This window comes from Fructilactobacillus sp. X7R9C1 (assembly GCF_059901005.1).
Genome location: NZ_JBWXVG010000004.1, coordinates 17170 through 35650 on the forward strand (window position 1 = coordinate 17170; position 18481 = coordinate 35650).

Annotated in this window: 17 protein-coding genes; 1 reads left to right on the forward strand and 16 read right to left on the reverse strand. The window is 37.6% G+C overall.

Annotated elements, in window-relative coordinates; genetic code table 11:
• Nucleotides 1–119 precede the first annotated feature (119 nt).
• On the forward strand, nucleotides 120–590 hold the full coding sequence (locus AC6UD0_RS03800; RefSeq protein WP_500694400.1) for a YslB family protein: 471 nt from the start codon (nucleotides 120–122) through the stop codon (nucleotides 588–590).
• Between the two features lie 23 nt (nucleotides 591–613).
• On the opposite strand, the gene trxA is transcribed toward AC6UD0_RS03800, so the two are convergent.
• From trxA to mutS, 16 genes are all read right to left on the reverse strand, one after another.
• Nucleotides 614–934 (reverse strand): thioredoxin, encoded by a 321-nt coding sequence (trxA, locus tag AC6UD0_RS03805; protein WP_500694399.1) that lies wholly within the window; start codon nucleotides 932–934, stop codon nucleotides 614–616.
• Between the two features lie 78 nt (nucleotides 935–1012).
• Complete coding sequence (locus AC6UD0_RS03810) at nucleotides 1013–3373, reverse strand: endonuclease MutS2 (protein WP_500708178.1); 2361 nt, start codon at nucleotides 3371–3373, stop codon at nucleotides 1013–1015.
• Between the two features lie 14 nt (nucleotides 3374–3387).
• Complete coding sequence (locus AC6UD0_RS03815; protein ID WP_500696887.1) at nucleotides 3388–3882, reverse strand: CvpA family protein; 495 nt, start codon at nucleotides 3880–3882, stop codon at nucleotides 3388–3390.
• A complete protein-coding gene (locus tag AC6UD0_RS03820) occupies nucleotides 3882–4136 on the reverse strand; it encodes a cell division protein ZapA (RefSeq protein WP_500694396.1) in 255 nt (84 codons plus the stop codon). Before AC6UD0_RS03820 ends, AC6UD0_RS03815 begins: the two co-directional genes overlap by 1 nt.
• Nucleotides 4137–4232: 96 nt before the next feature.
• Nucleotides 4233–4541, reverse strand: coding sequence for a DUF1292 domain-containing protein (locus AC6UD0_RS03825; protein ID WP_500694395.1), 309 nt, complete (start codon nucleotides 4539–4541; stop codon nucleotides 4233–4235).
• Nucleotides 4542–4560: 19 nt separating this feature from the next.
• Complete coding sequence (gene ruvX, locus AC6UD0_RS03830; RefSeq protein WP_500694427.1) at nucleotides 4561–4986, reverse strand: Holliday junction resolvase RuvX; 426 nt, start codon at nucleotides 4984–4986, stop codon at nucleotides 4561–4563.
• A gap of 8 nt (nucleotides 4987–4994) precedes the next feature.
• A complete protein-coding gene (locus AC6UD0_RS03835; RefSeq protein WP_500694394.1) occupies nucleotides 4995–5273 on the reverse strand; it encodes an IreB family regulatory phosphoprotein in 279 nt (92 codons plus the stop codon).
• Nucleotides 5274–5330: 57 nt separating this feature from the next.
• On the reverse strand, nucleotides 5331–7982 hold the full coding sequence (gene alaS, locus AC6UD0_RS03840) for an alanine--tRNA ligase (RefSeq protein WP_500708180.1): 2652 nt from the start codon (nucleotides 7980–7982) through the stop codon (nucleotides 5331–5333).
• Nucleotides 7983–8242: 260 nt separating this feature from the next.
• On the reverse strand, nucleotides 8243–9604 hold the full coding sequence (locus AC6UD0_RS03845; protein WP_500708182.1) for a DEAD/DEAH box helicase: 1362 nt from the start codon (nucleotides 9602–9604) through the stop codon (nucleotides 8243–8245).
• Entirely contained in the window at nucleotides 9604–10560 is a 957-nt protein-coding gene (locus AC6UD0_RS03850; RefSeq protein ID WP_500706851.1) for a DHH family phosphoesterase, read from the reverse strand. Before AC6UD0_RS03850 ends, AC6UD0_RS03845 begins: the two co-directional genes overlap by 1 nt.
• A 55-nt stretch (nucleotides 10561–10615) precedes the next feature.
• Nucleotides 10616–11737, reverse strand: coding sequence for a DNA polymerase IV (gene dinB / locus AC6UD0_RS03855; RefSeq protein ID WP_500694390.1), 1122 nt, complete (start codon nucleotides 11735–11737; stop codon nucleotides 10616–10618).
• 73 nt (nucleotides 11738–11810) lie between these two features.
• Nucleotides 11811–12188 carry a preprotein translocase subunit YajC gene (gene yajC, locus AC6UD0_RS03860; protein ID WP_500706850.1) on the reverse strand — a complete coding sequence of 126 codons (378 nt, stop codon included), beginning with the start codon at nucleotides 12186–12188 and terminating at the stop codon, nucleotides 11811–11813.
• A gap of 63 nt (nucleotides 12189–12251) precedes the next feature.
• Entirely contained in the window at nucleotides 12252–13265 is a 1014-nt protein-coding gene (gene ruvB, locus AC6UD0_RS03865) for a Holliday junction branch migration DNA helicase RuvB (RefSeq protein ID WP_500708183.1), read from the reverse strand.
• Nucleotides 13266–13280: 15 nt separating this feature from the next.
• Nucleotides 13281–13877, reverse strand: coding sequence for a Holliday junction branch migration protein RuvA (gene ruvA / locus AC6UD0_RS03870; RefSeq protein WP_500708184.1), 597 nt, complete (start codon nucleotides 13875–13877; stop codon nucleotides 13281–13283).
• Between the two features lie 24 nt (nucleotides 13878–13901).
• The gene (gene mutL, locus AC6UD0_RS03875) at nucleotides 13902–15818 is read right to left on the reverse strand and encodes a DNA mismatch repair endonuclease MutL (RefSeq protein WP_500708185.1); all 1917 of its coding nucleotides are present in this window, start codon (nucleotides 15816–15818) and stop codon (nucleotides 13902–13904) included.
• A 12-nt stretch (nucleotides 15819–15830) separates the two neighbouring features.
• Nucleotides 15831–18479: a DNA mismatch repair protein MutS gene (mutS, locus tag AC6UD0_RS03880; RefSeq protein ID WP_500708186.1), complete on the reverse strand. Its 2649-nt coding sequence runs from the start codon at nucleotides 18477–18479 to the stop codon at nucleotides 15831–15833.
• Between the last annotated feature and the right edge of the window lie 2 nt (nucleotides 18480–18481).

Genomic DNA, 18481 nt, shown 5'->3' on the forward strand with positions numbered 1-18481 from the left:
CTTCAAATCTAATTATGGCGTTTTTTTAAATTTAGTTCAAGTTGCCTTTCTCCTTTATTTCACGGTGTTCTATGATAAAATGTTATTTGTAAAGTATCTTTTTGGAAGAGGACTCTGATATGAATAAATACGAAAAGTTTCGCAAAGAACACTCTGATTCACCCTTTTGGGGAATCGAACTTTTAAGAGATAGTCTTTTACCAGATTTGTTGGATCAAGATATTCACGACATCTTATACTGGGCTGGCAAGGATCTTGCCACTAAGTTCCCACTAGCATCAAATGATGATCTTCAAGTATTCTTTAAACAAAGTCAGTTTGGTAATCTAGAACTTAAAAAGGAAAGTCTCAAAAAAATCAACTGGAAATTAGCTGGACCAGAAGTCGAAACCAGATTAAAGCTGAACAAGGATCCCGATTTTATGCTTGAAGCTGGCTTTTTAGCACAAACGAAACAGCAGATCGATCAAATCGCAACCGAATGCGAAGCAACCATTAAATTAAACAGTGTGAACTTTATAGTTGTTTCTGATCCCAATGCTCCGGTCAACAATCCTAGTGATTTTAAACCAATTATCATCGCAAAATAAAAAAGAGCCATTTGGCTCTTTTTTTATGCTGTATATGCAGACAACAATTTCTTTAACTGATCCTTTGAATGAAAGCCGACAATTTGGTCGATAACCTTGCCATCCTTAAGCACCATCAAAGTTGGAATACTCATAATTCCAAATTCACGTGAAGTGTTTGGATTATCATCAACATTCATTTTAAAGAATTTAACCTTATCTGCTACCTCAGGATCCTCAGACAAGTCTTCAACTACTGGTGATTGCATCTTACATGGGCCACACCATGGTGCCCAAAAATCAACAACTGAAATCCCATCGGCAGTGTCTTCTTTAAAGTTTGCATCATTAGTTTCATTAACCATAACATTTGCCTCCTTAACTTCTTACTATGAGTAAGTATAAACACGTATTGATTCAAATGCAACTAAGTTGCATACAATCTACTTAAACTTGACGACAGTTGAGCCGTCCCCACCAGCATTTGCTGGTGAAAAACCAAATTCCTTAACGCGGCGATTGCGTTTTAGATAATTTATGACTCCCTTACGTAGAGCTCCGGTTCCTTTCCCATGAATAATGGTAACGGACGGATAACCAGCCAAAAGAGCGGAATCAATGTAACGATCTAGTTGTTGCATGGCTGATTCATATCTTTCACCACGTAAATCAAGGGTTGGTGAAATCCCACTTGAACGCGTTCGCCGCACACTAGGCGTGTGCTTTTTCGGCTTTGAAGTCTCTTTTTGAACCTTTTCAAGGTCAGACTCGGAAACTTTCATCTTTAAAATTCCAAGTTGCACTTCCCAATTATCTCTACCAATCTTATTAAGCAGAACACCCCTTTGCCCATAAGACTTAACCAGTACGTCATCACCCTCTTTAAAGTTATGCTTTGCTTTTTCTCGTTTCAAAACACGATTATGTTTAAGTTCTGGATGCTGTTCAAGAGAATTGATCTTTCCCTTAGCATCAATTAATTCATTTTCTTTGACTGATTGTTTACTTTGACGTTGAAGGTGATGAAGATGATTAATAATTTCGTTAGCTTCTCGTCTTGTTTTTGAAACAATTTGATTGGCCTGACGCTTGGCATCATTAACCATCGTATCTTTATTATTATTAAACTTAGTGAGTTGCTCTTCTAACCTAGTGTGCAATTGTTCATTATCTGCCAGTTCCACCTTGAGTTTACGGGCACGTTCATCGGCAGCTTTGGTCTGTTTTGTTAGTTGCTTAATCATTTTATTGATATCTTGACTATTAGAATCCATTAGTGAACTAGCTTCAGAAATGATCGACTCATCCAATCCCAGTCGCTTAGCAATGTTTAAAGCATTACTTTGTCCTGGAACCCCCATCAATAGTCGATAGGTTGGCTCAAGGGTCTTCTCATCAAATTCCATTGAGGCGTTGATCGTTTCGGGCCGATTGTAGCCATAAACTTTCAGTTCTGGGTAATGAGTGGTGGCCAACACTTCACTACCTGATTCACCGATTTTATCTAGAATCGACATAGCTAATGCCGCTCCTTCTTTAGGATCCGTTCCAGCACCTAGTTCATCAATTAAAATTAAGCTTCTCTTAGTAATGTGTTTTAAAATGTCAATCAAATTATCCATATGAGACGAGAAGGTACTAAGATTAGCCTCAATCGACTGTTCATCCCCAATGTCAGCAAACACATTATCAAAAACACCAATTTGACTACCTTCATTTGCCATTACAAAAATTCCAGATTGGGCCATTAACTGATTTATCCCAAGCGTTTTGATGGTAATCGTCTTACCACCCGTGTTCGGACCAGTAATAATAATTTGTCGAAAATCAGATCCAATTGAAATATCATTTCCAACAACTTTTTGCTGGTCAATTAACGGATGCCTGACATTTTTTAAATTAACATGATTATCCCTTGAAACACTTGGCTTAGTTGCATTCATCTGATCTGCAAACTTGGCTTTAGCATTGATCAAGTCAAAATGGCCTAATTTAGAAGCATTTTCCATGAGTTCCTCTTGATAAGGTCTAATCATGTCGGATAATTCACCCAAAATTTTATGAATCTCTTTGCGCTCATCTAGTTGTGATCTTCTCAGATCGTTATTAGATGAGACTACACTTTGAGGTTCAATGTACAAAGTCAATCCACTTGTACTTTGATCATGAACGATTCCACCAAATTTTTGTTTGTCATCTGCCTTAACTGGAATAACATAACGACCATCTCGAACCGTGATGATTGGCTCACTCAAATATTTCGATTGTTTGCCACGGATAAACTTATTCATGGTAGTTTTGATGTTAGCTTCTAAGCGCGCGATTTCTCTTCTAATGGAACGTAACTGATTAGATGCCGAATCTAACACTCGTCCATCTTCGTCAATTGACGTCTCAAGTCGTTTTGAAACTTCCGGAAGATCATTAAAGTTCTTGGCTTCATCGTACAAAACGTTCAAATCAATTTTATCATCCGCTAAATTATCAAAGAAAGTTTTAACCCGCACACTTGCAAGTAAAACCGCACTAACTTGAGCCAACTCAGTACCGTTTAAATCGGCATTAACCGCTAATCGTTTCACGTATGGAGTAATGTCATTTAACCTGGGAACTGGTATCATTTTGTTTAGGCGATAAATATGTGATCCGTCATCTGATTCATCCAATGAGTGAGAGACTACATCATAATCACTACTGGGCCTTAATTGTTTTAATTCTCTTGATCCATTTTCAGTGGTTAGAAACTGATCCAGCAACTGCTTCACTCTGTTATATTCTAATGTATCAAGTACTTTTTCGTTCATTTTTTCATCCCATTTTACCGATTTATCATTTGATTAAATAAGTGTGGAGAATTCATCGTGATCATCTGTGAGACGGTTGAATTTTGATATTCAGTATTTACCCAATTATTGTTAGTCAATAATAATCCATCAAGTATTAACATTATCACTAACAAACTAATGATTACGCCAACAACCGCACCCAAGAGTGAATTCAGTTGTCTTAACACTGGCAAAGAAACAATTCGATTCAATAGATGTGAAACCCATCTTAAAATAACCGCCACTACTACAAAAGTTACCAAAAATGATAGTCCCCGCCAGAAGCCAGTATTGCTGTAAGCATGGGTCGCTAAAATCATATTAGAGACGGTTCTTAAAAAATCAGCAACCGGAATCACATAAACAAACGCAATTATTGCAGCAATCAAATAACTAATAAAGCTGAATAACTCATTTACCAGGCCACGATGATAACCATGGACAATCGAAAAGATTAGTATAATTATGATGATAATTGTAAATAACATTAGTCTTCGTCATCCTCCGCTTTATTGTTAATCTTATCAAGTTCTAATTGTTTTTTTAATTGATCAGAAATTGCATTAAACGCAATTAAAATGGCAGCATCTTCATCACTTACCCCCTTGGAGATGTTTTTTAACTGTGCCAACTGATTGTTTAAGATGCGCGCAGTTGTCTCCATGTGTTCATCTGAAGCATCCCCAATAAAAGTATATTCCTTCCCACCAATTTTAGTTTTAAATCTATTTTTACCAGCCAAAGTAAAACCTCCCACAATGCTTCCATTTTATCATGAAAATCCTTTAATTTAATTAAAAAAAGGATGCTGGATTTCCAGCATCACTTAATTATTTAATTATTTTTGATCTTGTCCTGATTGCAGGAATGTATCAAGCATTTCTTGAACCATTTCCCACTCATTGTCATCTTCAATTGGTTCTAATTCTCCACCACTTGGATTAGCAGGATCATCATCCTTTGGCAATGCATAAGCCTCAATATCTACTTCATCGTTATCATCATCTGTTGCTGGATAAATAAAAATATAGGAACGATTGTAATCATCAGATGAGAAGGTAAATAGAATATTATACAAACTTTCTTTTCCATCTTCATCGACAAGCGTAACTTGTTCTTGTTGGTTGTTCTCGTTTTCTTTACTCATATTAGTTCCTCTTTTCTAATTAGAAATTACATAACTTACCCTTACGATCAAGGTAACTCTGTAAAATCAATTCAGCCGCAACCTTATCAATAACTTTTTTTCGTTTTGCTCTTGAAACATCAGCTTGTTCAATCAGCATTCGTTCAGCTTCAACAGTGGTGAGTCGTTCATCTTCAAAATCAACTGGCAGATTAAAATTTTTCTTTATCAAATCCCCATAATTTTTCGAAGCTTCTACTCTTGGACCAGAAGTATTATTCATATTCTTAGGTAGTCCAATGACAACTCCTTTGACATCATATTTCTGGATTAATTCCTTCATTCGTTTTAACCCAAACTCTTTTTCATCTTCGTTGATCTTAACGATTTCGATTCCTTGAGATGTCCACCCTAAAGCATCGCTCATGGCTACACCAACGGTTCTCGATCCAACATCTAATCCCATTAACCTCACTAATCTGACGTCCCATCCATTGATGGTGTTCTACCCTTCAAATATGAATGTAAAAGCACATCAATTATTTCTTCTCGATCGTAATGACACATTAGCGTCCGCGCATTATTCAATTTTGGAAGATATGCTGGATCGCCAGATGTTAAATAACCAACTAATTGAACATAAGGATCATAACCCTTTTCAATTAAGGCTTGGTAAACAGTCGCCAGCGTCTTATGAATATCTAGATTCGACTTGTCTTTAAATAATGAAATGTTTTCTTGTTTGTGCTCCATCATAGATCCCTCCCCTACAAAAAAGATAATACACGACTAATTTTCAAATAACAACTATTACTTATGTTCCTTAATCCAGGTCTTGGCAGCTTTTAAAGCATCATCAATACCAGCTGGATTTTTACCACCAGCTTGGGCCATGTTAGGACGACCGCCTCCACCACCGTTGATATTTTTAGAAATTGATTTAATTAAATCACCAGCTCTAATTCCAGCCTTCACTTGATCCTCACTAACTGCAACTAATAAATTAGCTTTGTCATCAGTACCAGTCCCAAGAACAAGAACGTCTGAAGCGTTTTTATCTCTCCAGGTATCAGCTAATTCTCTTAGTTGACTCATATTAGCATTTTTTAAGTGTCCTGCAATCAAAGTGACTCCGTTAACGTCTTGAACATCATCAAAAATGTCTACGGCTTCCTGGTTAGCTAGCTTAGTTTCAAGTGATTCTTGTCGACTTTCCAAATCCTTAATTTGACCTTGTAATTGTTTAACACGGCCGGGAATTTCATCGGTTGTTGGTGACTTAACTGTCTTTCCAATTTCCTTTAACATTCGTTCCTCATCATTTAAAAGATTAAAAGCATCTTTAGAGGTAACAGCTTCAATTCTTCTGACTCCAGATCCAACTCCGGTCTCAGAGACAATCTTAAATAATCCCAACTGACTGGTATTTTTAACATGATCTCCACCGCAAAACTCAATTGAAAAATCATCAATCTTTACTACTCGAACTTCATCACCATACTTTGCGTCAAAAAGTGCAATAGCGCCCATTTCTTTTCCGGTTTTTTGGTCGGTCACAACGGTTTGAACGGGAATGGCAGCAAAAATCTTTTGATTAACCATGTTCTCAACTTTTTGCAGTTCAGCGTCAGTGACTTGACCAAAATGGGTAAAGTCAAAACGAAGATAATCAGGCCGAACTAGTGAGCCAGCTTGTTGCGTATGACCACCAAGAACATTTCTTAGTGACTGATCTAATAGATGAGTTGCCGTATGGTTATTCTCAACCCGATCATGGAAATTGCGGTCAACAACTAACTTGTACTTCTCACCTTTCTTCATATCACCGGTAATTTTAACAGTATGAAGATTTTGACCATTTGGAGCTTTTTGGACATCCTCAACTTCAGCCACTTCGTCACCATTTTGGTTATAAATCTTACCATTATCGGCTACTTGACCACCCATTTCAGCATAGAATGGTGTTTTATCGAAAATTAATTCAGCTTCTTTTTGGTCCGGCGTGATCTGATTTGTCAGCTTTTCATCAAAAATAATATCATTAAGTTTAGCAGCATCAACGGTTAGTCGATCGTATCCCACGTATTCACTAGGAGTTTTAATATCAAGTAACAAATCTCGTTGAACTTTCATCGATTTCTTCGACCCACGAGCGTTTCTAGCCCGGTCTTGTTGCTTTTGCATTTCAACATCAAAACCAGTTTCATCCACTTTAACCCCTTCATTACCAGCATATTCCTCGGTAAGTTCAAGGGGAAAACCATAAGTATCGTAAAGTTTAAAGGCATCTTTACCAGAAATTTCTTTTTTAGAATTGGTCTTAGTCTCAGAAATAAGGTTATTAAGCAGTTGCAAGCCATCGCTTAGCGTGGTGTTAAAACGCTCTTCCTCATTTTTAACGATCTTTTTAATATAATCACTCTGTTCAAGAACATCGGGGTAATAAGATTGCATGATTTGACCAACAACGGGAACTAGTTTATACAAAAAGGCATCATTAATACCTAATTCGTGTCCATTAACAGTTGCCCGTCTAATCAGGCGTCTAATGACATAACCTCGTCCTTCATTTGAGGGAAGGGCCCCATCACCAATGGCAAAGGTAATTGCCCGAATGTGATCGGCAATGACCTTAAAGGGGATGTCATCTTTCCGATTACCATCATACTTCTTACCATCACTTAATTCCTCAGTCTTCTTGATAATTGGCATAAATAAATCGGTTTCAAAGTTCGTTGGTGCATCTTGGAAAATTGATACAACCCGTTCAAGTCCCATTCCAGTATCAATGTTTTTTCTTGGAAGTGGCTCATAGGTTCCTTCAGGCGTGTGATTAAACTGAGAAAACACAATATTCCAAACTTCCAAATATCGTTCGTTTTCCCCGCCAGGATAATTTTCGGGATCATCAGGTGCCAAGTTATCGTACTTTTCACCCCGATCATAAAAAATTTCCGAATCAGGACCTGAGGGACCTTGACCAATGTCCCAAAAATTGTCCTTTGCTTCAACAATATGATCAGGCGCAATCCCAACCTTTTCCCATAATTCCTTTGTTTCTTTGTCATCAGGATAAACGGTGACGTATAAATTATTTGGATCCCATCCAAACCACTTCGGACTAGTCAATAACTCGTATGCCCACGGAATGACTTCTTTTTTAAAATAATCACCAACCGAAAAATTACCAAGCATCTCAAACAGAGTTTGGTGTCTTGCCGTTTTACCAACGTTCTCAATATCATTAGTTCTAATACTCTTCTGCGAACTAGTTAATCGTGGATTACTTGGAACTTCTGAACCATCAAAATACTTTTTCATGGTGGCAACCCCAGAATTAATCCAAAGTAAAGTGGGATCATCCTTTGGGACTAGTGAGGCACTTGGTTCCACGGTATGACCCTTCTCTTTGAAAAAATCAAGAAACATTTGACGAACTTGACTACTGCTGAGCTTTTTCATGATATCCTCCATAATAATAAAAAATAAAAAACACCCTTGCTAGCAAAGACGCCGGGACGCGGTACCACTTTACTTGCAACGATGTTGTCATTACCTCTTTAGTCCCTATAACGTGGGAAACGATCTACTGTTTGGTAGCATCAAAATAACTAAGTACGGTCTGTTTTCATTTTTCAAACCTTCCTGTAGTACTTCACTCATTTGACATATCCAACTAATTTAAATTATATCCAGAAAATAAACTACTGTCAATTAGACTCTTACTGATAACGCTGCGAGCTACGCTTTTTTTGCTTCTTGCGGGCTCGAATTTGATTTCTGATCTCAATTTTACGATCTTCATCACTTTTTTTCTTAATAGCACGGCGAATCTTCTTTTTGTATCCAGGTTTAACGTTTTTCTTCTTTTTCTTAATCAAACCAATCATAGTAGGATCCAATTTATTTTGGGGCTCACGACGTTTAGCTCGCCGTCTTCTATCATAAGTATCAACTACTTCTCCATGTTTAATTTCTTTAGGAGTAAATTTAATCCCCATTTTCTCCAATTCAGAGATCTTTTGTTCTTCACCTGGTGCATATAGAGTGATGGCAGTCCCTTTCATCCCATTTCGACCGGTTCTTCCAACTCGGTGAATAAAATATTCTAGATCAGTTGGAATATCATCATTAATAACATGAGAAACTCCTGAAATATCAATTCCACGGGCCGCTAGATCAGACGCCACCACAAATTGATAATCAAGGTTTTGAATCTGCTTCATAACCCGCTTTCTAACTCGTGGTTGCATTCCTCCATGAATTTCAGCAACTTTTAACCCGCGTTGCTTCAGATAATCATAGATTTCATCTACCCGCTCACGCGTATTCGCAAAAATAAGAACCAAATATGGCTCACCCATTGTGATCAGCTGATAAATTAAATCATTTTTATCTTTTCCTTTAGTCGAAATCAACCAGTTAGAAACATCCTGATTGATAACCGTTTTGGTGGGAATATCATCCATGACCGGATTCTTCATGTACTTTTTTAGAAATGGCCTTAACTTCGGTGGAACAGTAGCAGAAAATACCATCATTTGTAAATCCGCGGCCATTTTAGAAGCAATCTTGTCAATTGTATCTAAAAAACCCAAGTCTAGAGTCATATCGGCTTCATCAATTACTAGTTGTCGAGCACGATGGATTTCAAGATCACCATTTTTAACAAGATCCCAGATTCGACCTGGAGTACCAATCACTACCTGTGGTTGTTCATGCTCAAGCTTTGAAACTTGGCGTTCCTTATCAGTTCCTCCGACATAATTTCCAATGTGAATGGTTTTATCAGAGAATTTAGCAATTTGTTTTGCATTGTCATAAATTTGATATGCTAATTCCCTACTGGGGGTTGTAATGACAACCTGAACATCTTCTTTATTAAGATCTAAACCATCAAAAATGGGCAAAAGAAAGGCATGAGTTTTTCCACTACCAGTAGCAGACTTACCAATCACACTTTTTCCATGTTTAATGGTTGGAATTACCTTAGTTTGAATTGGAGTAGGATTATGAAATCCCAGGTCCTGAATGGCATCACTAATGAAGGGTTGAAAATGATAATCTTTAAATGAAGCTCCCATTAATTGTTCTCCTTTTTGTACTGTTTCACAATTTCTCCTAGCTGCTTAACAACTTGTTTAATCTCATCCTCATCAGCAGCTTTAGCTCCACTTGCAAGCGCATGACCACCACCGTTGTGTTCTTTAGCCAATTCGTTAATGGATGGTCCCTTAGAACGCAATCGAATGCGATAATTTCCTTCTTTTTGTTGGACAAAAATCGCCCAAGAAACCACAGTGCCAATATTACCGGGCAACGGAACCACTGATGACGTACTATCATCACCTAAGTTGAGGTCCTTAATTACTTCATTAGTCAAAACTACATATGCAGCCCCATTGTCGTCAATTTTCAAATTATTGTATACATAAGCAGCCAAACGGGCTTGGGCAGTATCAATTTCATCTTCAATTTGGGCCACATCGGTAATCGAAAAATCGTACTGGTCTAATTTGCCTGCCACTTCAAACGTATGCGATGAAGTCGATGAATACTTAAATCTACCAGTATCTCCGATGATTCCAGCATACAATAAACGAGCTGCATCATCTGTCATCTTTAAATCATCATTAGCAGCAAATAAATCATAAATTAATTCGGAAGTGCTTGATGCTTCTGGTTCAACCCACATCAAATCCCCAAATTGATCGTCATTTGGATGATGATCAATTTTAATTAAATATTTTCCCTTTGTATAACGATCATCATCAATTCGCGGCTGGTTAGCAGTATCAACCACAATCACTAAGGCATTCTTGTAATCATCGTCACTTGCTTTCGTAACTTTTCCTAACCAATCAAAGCCTGGATACTGTTTTCCAACGGTCAAAACCTTTTTATTCGGATAAGATGCTTTAATAATGCTAGCCAACCCAATTTGAGAACCAACCGCATCTGGATCAGGACTCTGATGTCTGTGAATAATAATCGTCGGATATTCCTTGATTTTTTCGTTAATTTGCTGCTTTGTATTCATTAAAATAGCCTCTAATAATCTTAATTATTTAACAGTTAAGTATAACCCACAAACACTATAATTCAAAGTGAGGATCTGAATACAAGGGAAGCTTAACGTTTTGAAACCCTAAGTCTGAGAGACTAGTAAGTGTTATTCCCAACAATCTAACGCCATTAGTGGCATCAGGAAGCAAATCAAAAAGCTCCATTGCCAAATCATAAAAAAGACGGGCATCGTTTTCCATAAAATCATTCCACGAAACTCTTTTGGTTAACGTAGTAAAGTCACTGTACCTGACCTTTAAGACTAAAACTTTTCCATGTTTCTCATGCTGATTTAATGACTGCTCCACCATCTCAGAAATCTTATGGAGTTGTGATTCCACTTCCTGTCGGCTTTTTAACTCAGGACCATAAGTTCTTTCTTTTCCAATTGATTTGCGCTCTCTTTGATACTCAACCGGTCGATCATCGGATCCGCGAACTCGACGATACAAAAAATAACCAAACTTACCAAAATTCTTGATAAGATCCATCTCTGATTGTTGGTATAAATCATAACCATTTTGGATGTTTAATCGTTGCATTTTTTGAAGCGTCTTTTTCCCAACACCCCGATAACGTTCAATGGGAAGTTTCATCAAAAATTCGTGACTATCTTCCACATCGATCACAGAAACCCCAGCAGGCTTCCGGTAATCAGAAGCCTCCTTGGCTAAAAACTTATTGTAAGAAATCCCGGTGGAAGAAGTTAGATGAGTCTTTTCCCATATTTCACTTTGAATCAAATGAGCAATCAGTACCGGATTATCAATTCCCTTTTTGTTATCTGAGATGTCAAGGTAAGCCTCATCAAGCGCAACGGTTTCAATTCGGTCGGTATATTCATGAAAAATCGCATGAATTTGATGCGAGACGCTTCGATACAATTCAAATTCGGGTGCCTTAAAAATTCCCTTAGGACAAAGTTCAAGTGCTTTACTAGCAGGCATTGCTGAATGAACGCCAAACTTTCTCGCTGGGTAATTAGCAGTGGTCACTACTCCACGACCACCAGTCGTCCTTGGATCTTTAGAAATAATGAGTGGTTGATCAACAAATTCAGGATGCTCACGTTGCTCAATTGAGGCAAAAAAAGCATCCATATCAACATGTAAAATCCGACGTGAATGATTGATTTGAATTGATTCTTCCAAAAGTTCACCTTCTGTCCCAAACGTACGTTCTTGTTCATCCAATAAAAAAGGTCGGACTCATCCGACCCTCTTATTAAGCGTTGTCATCATTTGAATTATTACTTACATCAGATGCTTTTTCTGATTCGTCTTTTTTGGAAGTATCCTTCTTTTTTGAATCATCTGAAGCACTATCTTCTCCTGGACGGCTTGCACTTGCAATCGCGTTGAGGTCAAATACTAAATAAAGACCATCACAGTCTAAAGTAACCGTTCGCTTTTCATTATTAATTTGATCAACAATTCCATGAAGTCTGCCAATGGTAACCACATGATCACCCTTACGCAAGTTTTTCAAAGTGTTTTGATGCTTTTGTTGTTGCTTCTTTTGTGGTCTGATCATCATAAAATACATTAAAACGAACAAAAGAATTAATACAATAATTCCAGCATATTGTGATATGTTCTGCATGTTTTCACCTCATTCTTTATTTAACAATAGCTTACCAAATTGTCGATAAAATTTCCAATTAATTTAATTAGCTTCAGGATATTTTCGGCCCAAATGTTTATAACCAGCTCTTGTTACCATCCGTCCTCGAGCAGTCCGCTTGAGATATCCAATCTGTAACAAATATGGTTCATACATCTCAGAAATTGTTTCCGATTCTTCGCCAATATTGGCGGCTAAGGTATTTAATCCAACAGGACCACCATCGTAAAAGTCGATCATCGTTGAAAGCAAATTGAGATCAGTTCGATCTAATCCGTTCTTATCAACGCCTAAAGCATTAAGTGCGGTATCAACGCTATCAACATCAATCTCATCATGATTGGCCACCTGTGCAAAATCTCTCACCCGTTTTAACAATCGATTAGCAACTCTGGGAGTTCCTCTGGAGCGCAGCGCAATTTCGTGAGCACCATCTTCTTTAATCTTACTATGAAAGATTTTAGCTGAACGTTTCACAATCTTTTCTAAATCACGATCGTTATAGTAATTCATCCGTTCAACAATACCAAACCGATCTCTAAATGGTGAATCAAGCAATCCAGCCCTTGTGGTAGCTCCGATCAGCGTAAACGGTGGTAATTCAAAGTGAACGGGGTGCTTGGTTGAATCGTCATTTCCAATGATAATATCAACATAGTAGTCTTCCATCGCGGAGTATAACATCTCTTCAACTTCTTTAGGTAAACGATGAATTTCATCAATAAAAAGAATATCACCGGGTTTTAATTCGTTTAAAAGAGCCACCAAGTCACCTTTTTTTTCAATGGCGGGACCGGTGGTTGTCTTCATATCAACGCCCATCTCATTTGCAATCACGTTTGCTAGTGTGGTTTTTCCAAGACCAGGTGGTCCATACAATAAGACATGATCAAGCGATTCTTCTCGCTGCCTAGCGGCTTGAATGTAAATCTTAAGTTTCTTTTTTAAATCATCTTGACCAATATACTGGTCAAAACTTTGAGGCCGAAGTGACATTTCAAAAGAATCATCGTTTTCATCATCACTTGATCCAGAAACTATTCGATCATCTGCCATTAACTTCCTCCTAATCTACTTAGTCAATAGTTTGAGACCTGAACTAATATATTGATCAGTTGTATAGTCTGCTTCTATTTTCTGTAGTTTTGTTCTAACTTTATCAACCTCGCGTTGCTTAAAGCCAAGAGCTTGTAATGCACTCAGTGCATCATCTAATTGCTTATTTCCAGTGTCTTCAACGTCATTTACCGAAACACTACCAACAAATACGTCATTAGATGTAATCTTATCCTTTAGGTCCAACACAATTTGTTGGGCAGTCTTTTTCCCAATTCCGGGAAATTTAGTTAAATACTTAATGTTTCCAGCATTAATGGCACTAATTAAACCATTACTGTCATTACCAGCCATAATTGCCAAGGCACTTTTTGATCCAATCCCTGAAACATTCAGTAATTGTTCAAAAAGTTGTTTATCCGCTAACGAAATAAATCCATATAATGCAATCCCATTGTCTGAAACCGACTGGTGGATATAAACTCGCACCTGTTGGTCAGTACTATAGTGATAGGGATTAGCTACATAAACTAAGTAACCAATCCCATCAACATCTAAAACAATGTACTTGGGGGTCACATCCGTAATCATCCCATACAAGTATTCATACATACAATCAACTCATTTCCTATTGGATTAAAAATTCACATCTCTACTTTGATGCGGGTCCTGAATTCGCTTAAACATGGTCTCCAGATCTGAATTAGAAAAATGAACTAAAACAGGACGGCCATGGGGACAATTAAAGGGATTCTCACACTGTGGTAATTTATCTAACAAGGCTTGAGCCTGGCGCTTATCCAGATGATGATTAGCTTTAATTGCTCGTTTACAACTCATCATGATGGCAGCTTTTTCTCTAAACTGTGCAATCGAAAGCTGTTGATTACTCAAAACCCAGTCAATCATTTCTTTAATGGTATCTTCTTCCTGACCAGCTTTAAACCAAACCGGATGCTGCCTAATGACAAAACTATTTTTCCCAAATGACTCTAAACGGATTCCATTCTGCTCTAAAAGATCCAAATGATTGGAAATAATTAAAGCATCACTGGAAGTGTAATCAAGAACAATTGGAACCAATAATTTCTGCTCGTCTTCACTCACATTGCCAACTTGTCTTCGATAGTATTCATAATTAATCCGTTCTTGAGCAGCGTGCTGATCAACAACATACATCCCATCTGAACTTTCAGCAATTAGGTACGTACCATGAACTTGACCAACATACCGTAATTGTGGAAAATCATGAGACGAATTTGGACTTTGCTGATTGTCACCAAACGGTAAGTCGACCTCTTCATTTTCGTACTTTGCTTTAAATTTACGAGCGGAATTCGAATCTAAATCATTTTTTCGATAAATCATAATCGGCTGATGATGAGCTGGATAAGCATTGTGATTAGCCACTGACTTCATCGAGTCTGACTTACTAACCTGTGGAATCGAACTTTTTTGTGTATTTTGATCTTCATAGAGTTGATTTAAATTAAGTGAAATTTCCGTAGAGTTATGACGTGCAACCCCATTTTTTAAAGTCTGGTTATTCATAGCATCCGGAATCAGATTTTGTTTTGCTAAAGCATCATAAATTGTTTGTGAGACGAATGAACTTAATTCCTTCTTTTTGGAGATTCTGATTTCCTCTTTTGAAGGATGTACATTAACATCAACTAAAGTTGGATCCATCTCGATACTTAAAACGACAATCGGATATCTTCCAACCATCAGTTTTGATCCGTACCCATCAATAATCGCGTGATCAATGCCAAAGTCACGAATAAATCGCCCATTAACGATCACAGATGTATATTTACGGCTTGCTCTAGTTAACTCTGGCAAGCTGACGTAGCCGCTTAATTTAAAGTCCGGATTTTCAGCACTAATCGGAATCATTTGCTTCATACTTCGATTGCCATAGATTCCAGCAATAACTTGTTGCATGTTGTTTCGACCCGAAGTCCGTAGGAGTTCTCGACCATTATGAGTCAAAGAAAAAGCAATTTCAGGATGGCTAAGTGCCAATCGATTGACAATATCAGATATCTTAGATAGTTCCGTAGATGGTGCCTTTAAATATTTTAGCCGGTTAGGGGTATTAAAGAATAGATCAGAAACGACGACCGATGTCCCTCTTCGTGCCTGTGATGGCTCCATCTTTACAACCTTGCCACCATGAATTTTAATTTCAGACCCCTGTTCTCTACCATCCGAAGTCCTCATTTCCACATCAGAGACAGAGGCAATACTAGGCAACGCTTCGCCACGAAATCCTAATGATTTAACTCGAAACAAATCACGTTTATTATTAATTTTACTCGTAGCAAAACGTCGAAACGCCAACTCAACTTGATCAGGAGCAATTCCGGATCCATTATCAATCACCTTAATCTTTTTAAGGCCATAATCAACCACTTCAATGTCAATTTTACTACTACTGGCATCAATTGAATTTTCAACTAGTTCTTTAACTACCGATGCTGGCCTCTCAACAACTTCTCCAGCCGAAATTTGATCGGAAAGAATTGTCGGTAATTGATGAATGTCGGACACAATATCACCACCTTAATTTTCTAACTTAGTTTTCCATTTATACACCAAATTCATAATCTGAATTGGAGTCTTACTCATAAGATCAGTATTCTCAATGTCCTCAATAATCTTACTTTTATTTTTATCTAATGACTTATCACTTTTTGGATCATCCACTTTAAACAATGCCATTTGTTCCGAATCATTTAAATCAATTGAACTAGATGGCGTGGTAGATGCTGGGTTATCCTTATGAACGGAACTTTGAGCTTGAGTAGCATGATTATCATTACTTTTTTGTTGCTCATCATCTTCTAGCTTTAAAAGAACCGTGCTAGCCCGCTTCAACAACTGATCAGGAAGGCCAGCTAACTTAGCAACATTAATCCCATAGGAACGATCGGCTGGTCCATTCATAATTTTATGAAGAAAAACCAGGTTGCCATCTTTTTCGACTGCCCCAACGTGAACGTTCTTTAAATGTTTTAACTCTTGATCTAATTCGGTTAATTCATGGTAATGAGTCGAAAATAGTGTTTTAGCACCAATATTATCATGAATATACTCGATGATAGATTGTGCAAGTGCCATGCCATCATATGTGGAAGTTCCTCGTCCAATTTCGTCAAACAAAATCAATGAATTAGCGGAAGCATGTTTCAAGGCTTCATTGGCTTCCCTCATCTCCACCATAAACGTACTTTTACCCGAAATAAGGTCATCGGCAGCACCAATTCGAGTGAAAATTTGATCGAATATGGGCATCTCGGCTGCATCAGCTGGAACAAAACACCCCATTTGTGCCAGGATTACAATTAGAGCTAGCTGTCTCATGTATGTGCTTTTACCGGACATGTTCGGACCAGTAATTAATAATTCAGAAATATCTGGATTCATTATCACATCATTTGGAACATAACTTTGAGCCCCCATCACACGCTCAACAACGGGATGACGTCCTGCTTTAATGTTCAAATCATGACCATTATTAAACTTGGGCTTTACAAATTGATACTTCTCAGAAATAGTCGCAAAGCTCTGCAAAACGTCTAAACGTGAAATCCCACTCGCTAACTTCTGAATTCGCGGAATCTGCTTTTTAATCTTATCTCTGACCTGTGCAAAAATTTCATATTCTAAACTTTTAGATTTCTCTTCTGCTTCTAAAATAATCGATTCTTTTTCTTTTAGTTCTGGTGTTGAAAAACGTTCCGCATTGGTAAGTGTCTGAAGACGTTCATACCTACTATCATCAAGTTTACCAAGATTACCTTTCGATACCTCAATATAGTAGCCAAATACTCGATTATAACCAATCTTGAGGTTATGGATCCCAGTTTCCTGACGCTCTTTAGCTTCCATATCAGCTAACCATTTTTTACCATTTTTCATGGCATCCCGATACCGATCAAGTTGTTTATTATAACCATTTCTAATGACTCCACCATCCGTGACAGAAATTGGGGGTTCTGAAACGATGGCGTCTTTTATTAATTCATACACATCATTAACATCATCGAGTTTTTGATAAATTTCATCAAACTCTGGAGTATCTAGGTCATTTAAAACATGCTTAATTTTGGGAATTTGTTCAAGTGAAGTCTCCAGCTGAATCAAGTCTCTACCGTTTACTCCGCCAAATGAAATTCGTCCAGAAAGTCGCTCTAAATCATAAACTTTAATCAAATTGTCGGAAAGCTCACTCCGCTCATAATAATTATCTAAGAGCGTCCCAACTAGATTCTGGCGTTGCTCAATCTCTTTCCGATTAATTAGCGGCCGCTCTAACCATTGCTTAAGTTTTCTACCACCCATTGCCGTTTTAGTATCGTCAACGATCCATAGCAACGTGCCACTCTTTTTGCCGGTCCTAATGTTTTTAGTTAGTTCCAGATTATATTGCGAATTATGATCAATTTTCAAAAAAGAACTTGGCTCATATCTAACTGCTGGTTGAATATGAGATAAACTACGCTTTTGTGTGTCCGAAATATAAGTTAATAACATTTTAAGGGAGTCAATTAGCGTTGGATCATCAATATTAGTAATGACATTTGACCCCACCTCAGAAGTTTGATTCTCTTTTGAAATAAGAACACCGATTTCCTTTAGTTGATGAATCAAATTATCATCGATCGAGTCGTTAACTACAATCTCTTTTGAATTAAGATTAATCACTTCGTTTAAGACAGCTTCATCGCTTGCTAACAAGCTAACCTTTAACTCACCTGTAGAAAGATCAATGTAAGAAAATCCAAAAGAATGCTCATCTTTATTATAAGTAACCGCGGTTAAGTAGTTGTTGACCTTGGCATTTTCGGCATTGGCATCAGTTTGAGTTCCAGGCGTAATTAGCTGAATAACATCCCGATCTACCATTCCCTTAGCAGTCCGAGGGTCTTCCATCTGTTCACAAATTGCTACCTTGTATCCCTTATCTACTAAGGTATCAATGTAATTTTGAACGGATTGATGAGGAACGCCACACATCGGAATGGGATTATCTGACTTCCTACTTCGTTTGGTTAAAGTTAACTCCAACAATTGCGCACCTTTAATAGCATCCTCGTTAAACAATTCATAAAAATCGCCAATTCGATAAAACAAAAAAGCATCAGGATATTGATCCTTAACTTTTTGATATTGTTGCATCATTGGCGTAGTTTGTTTTGATTTTGCCATTA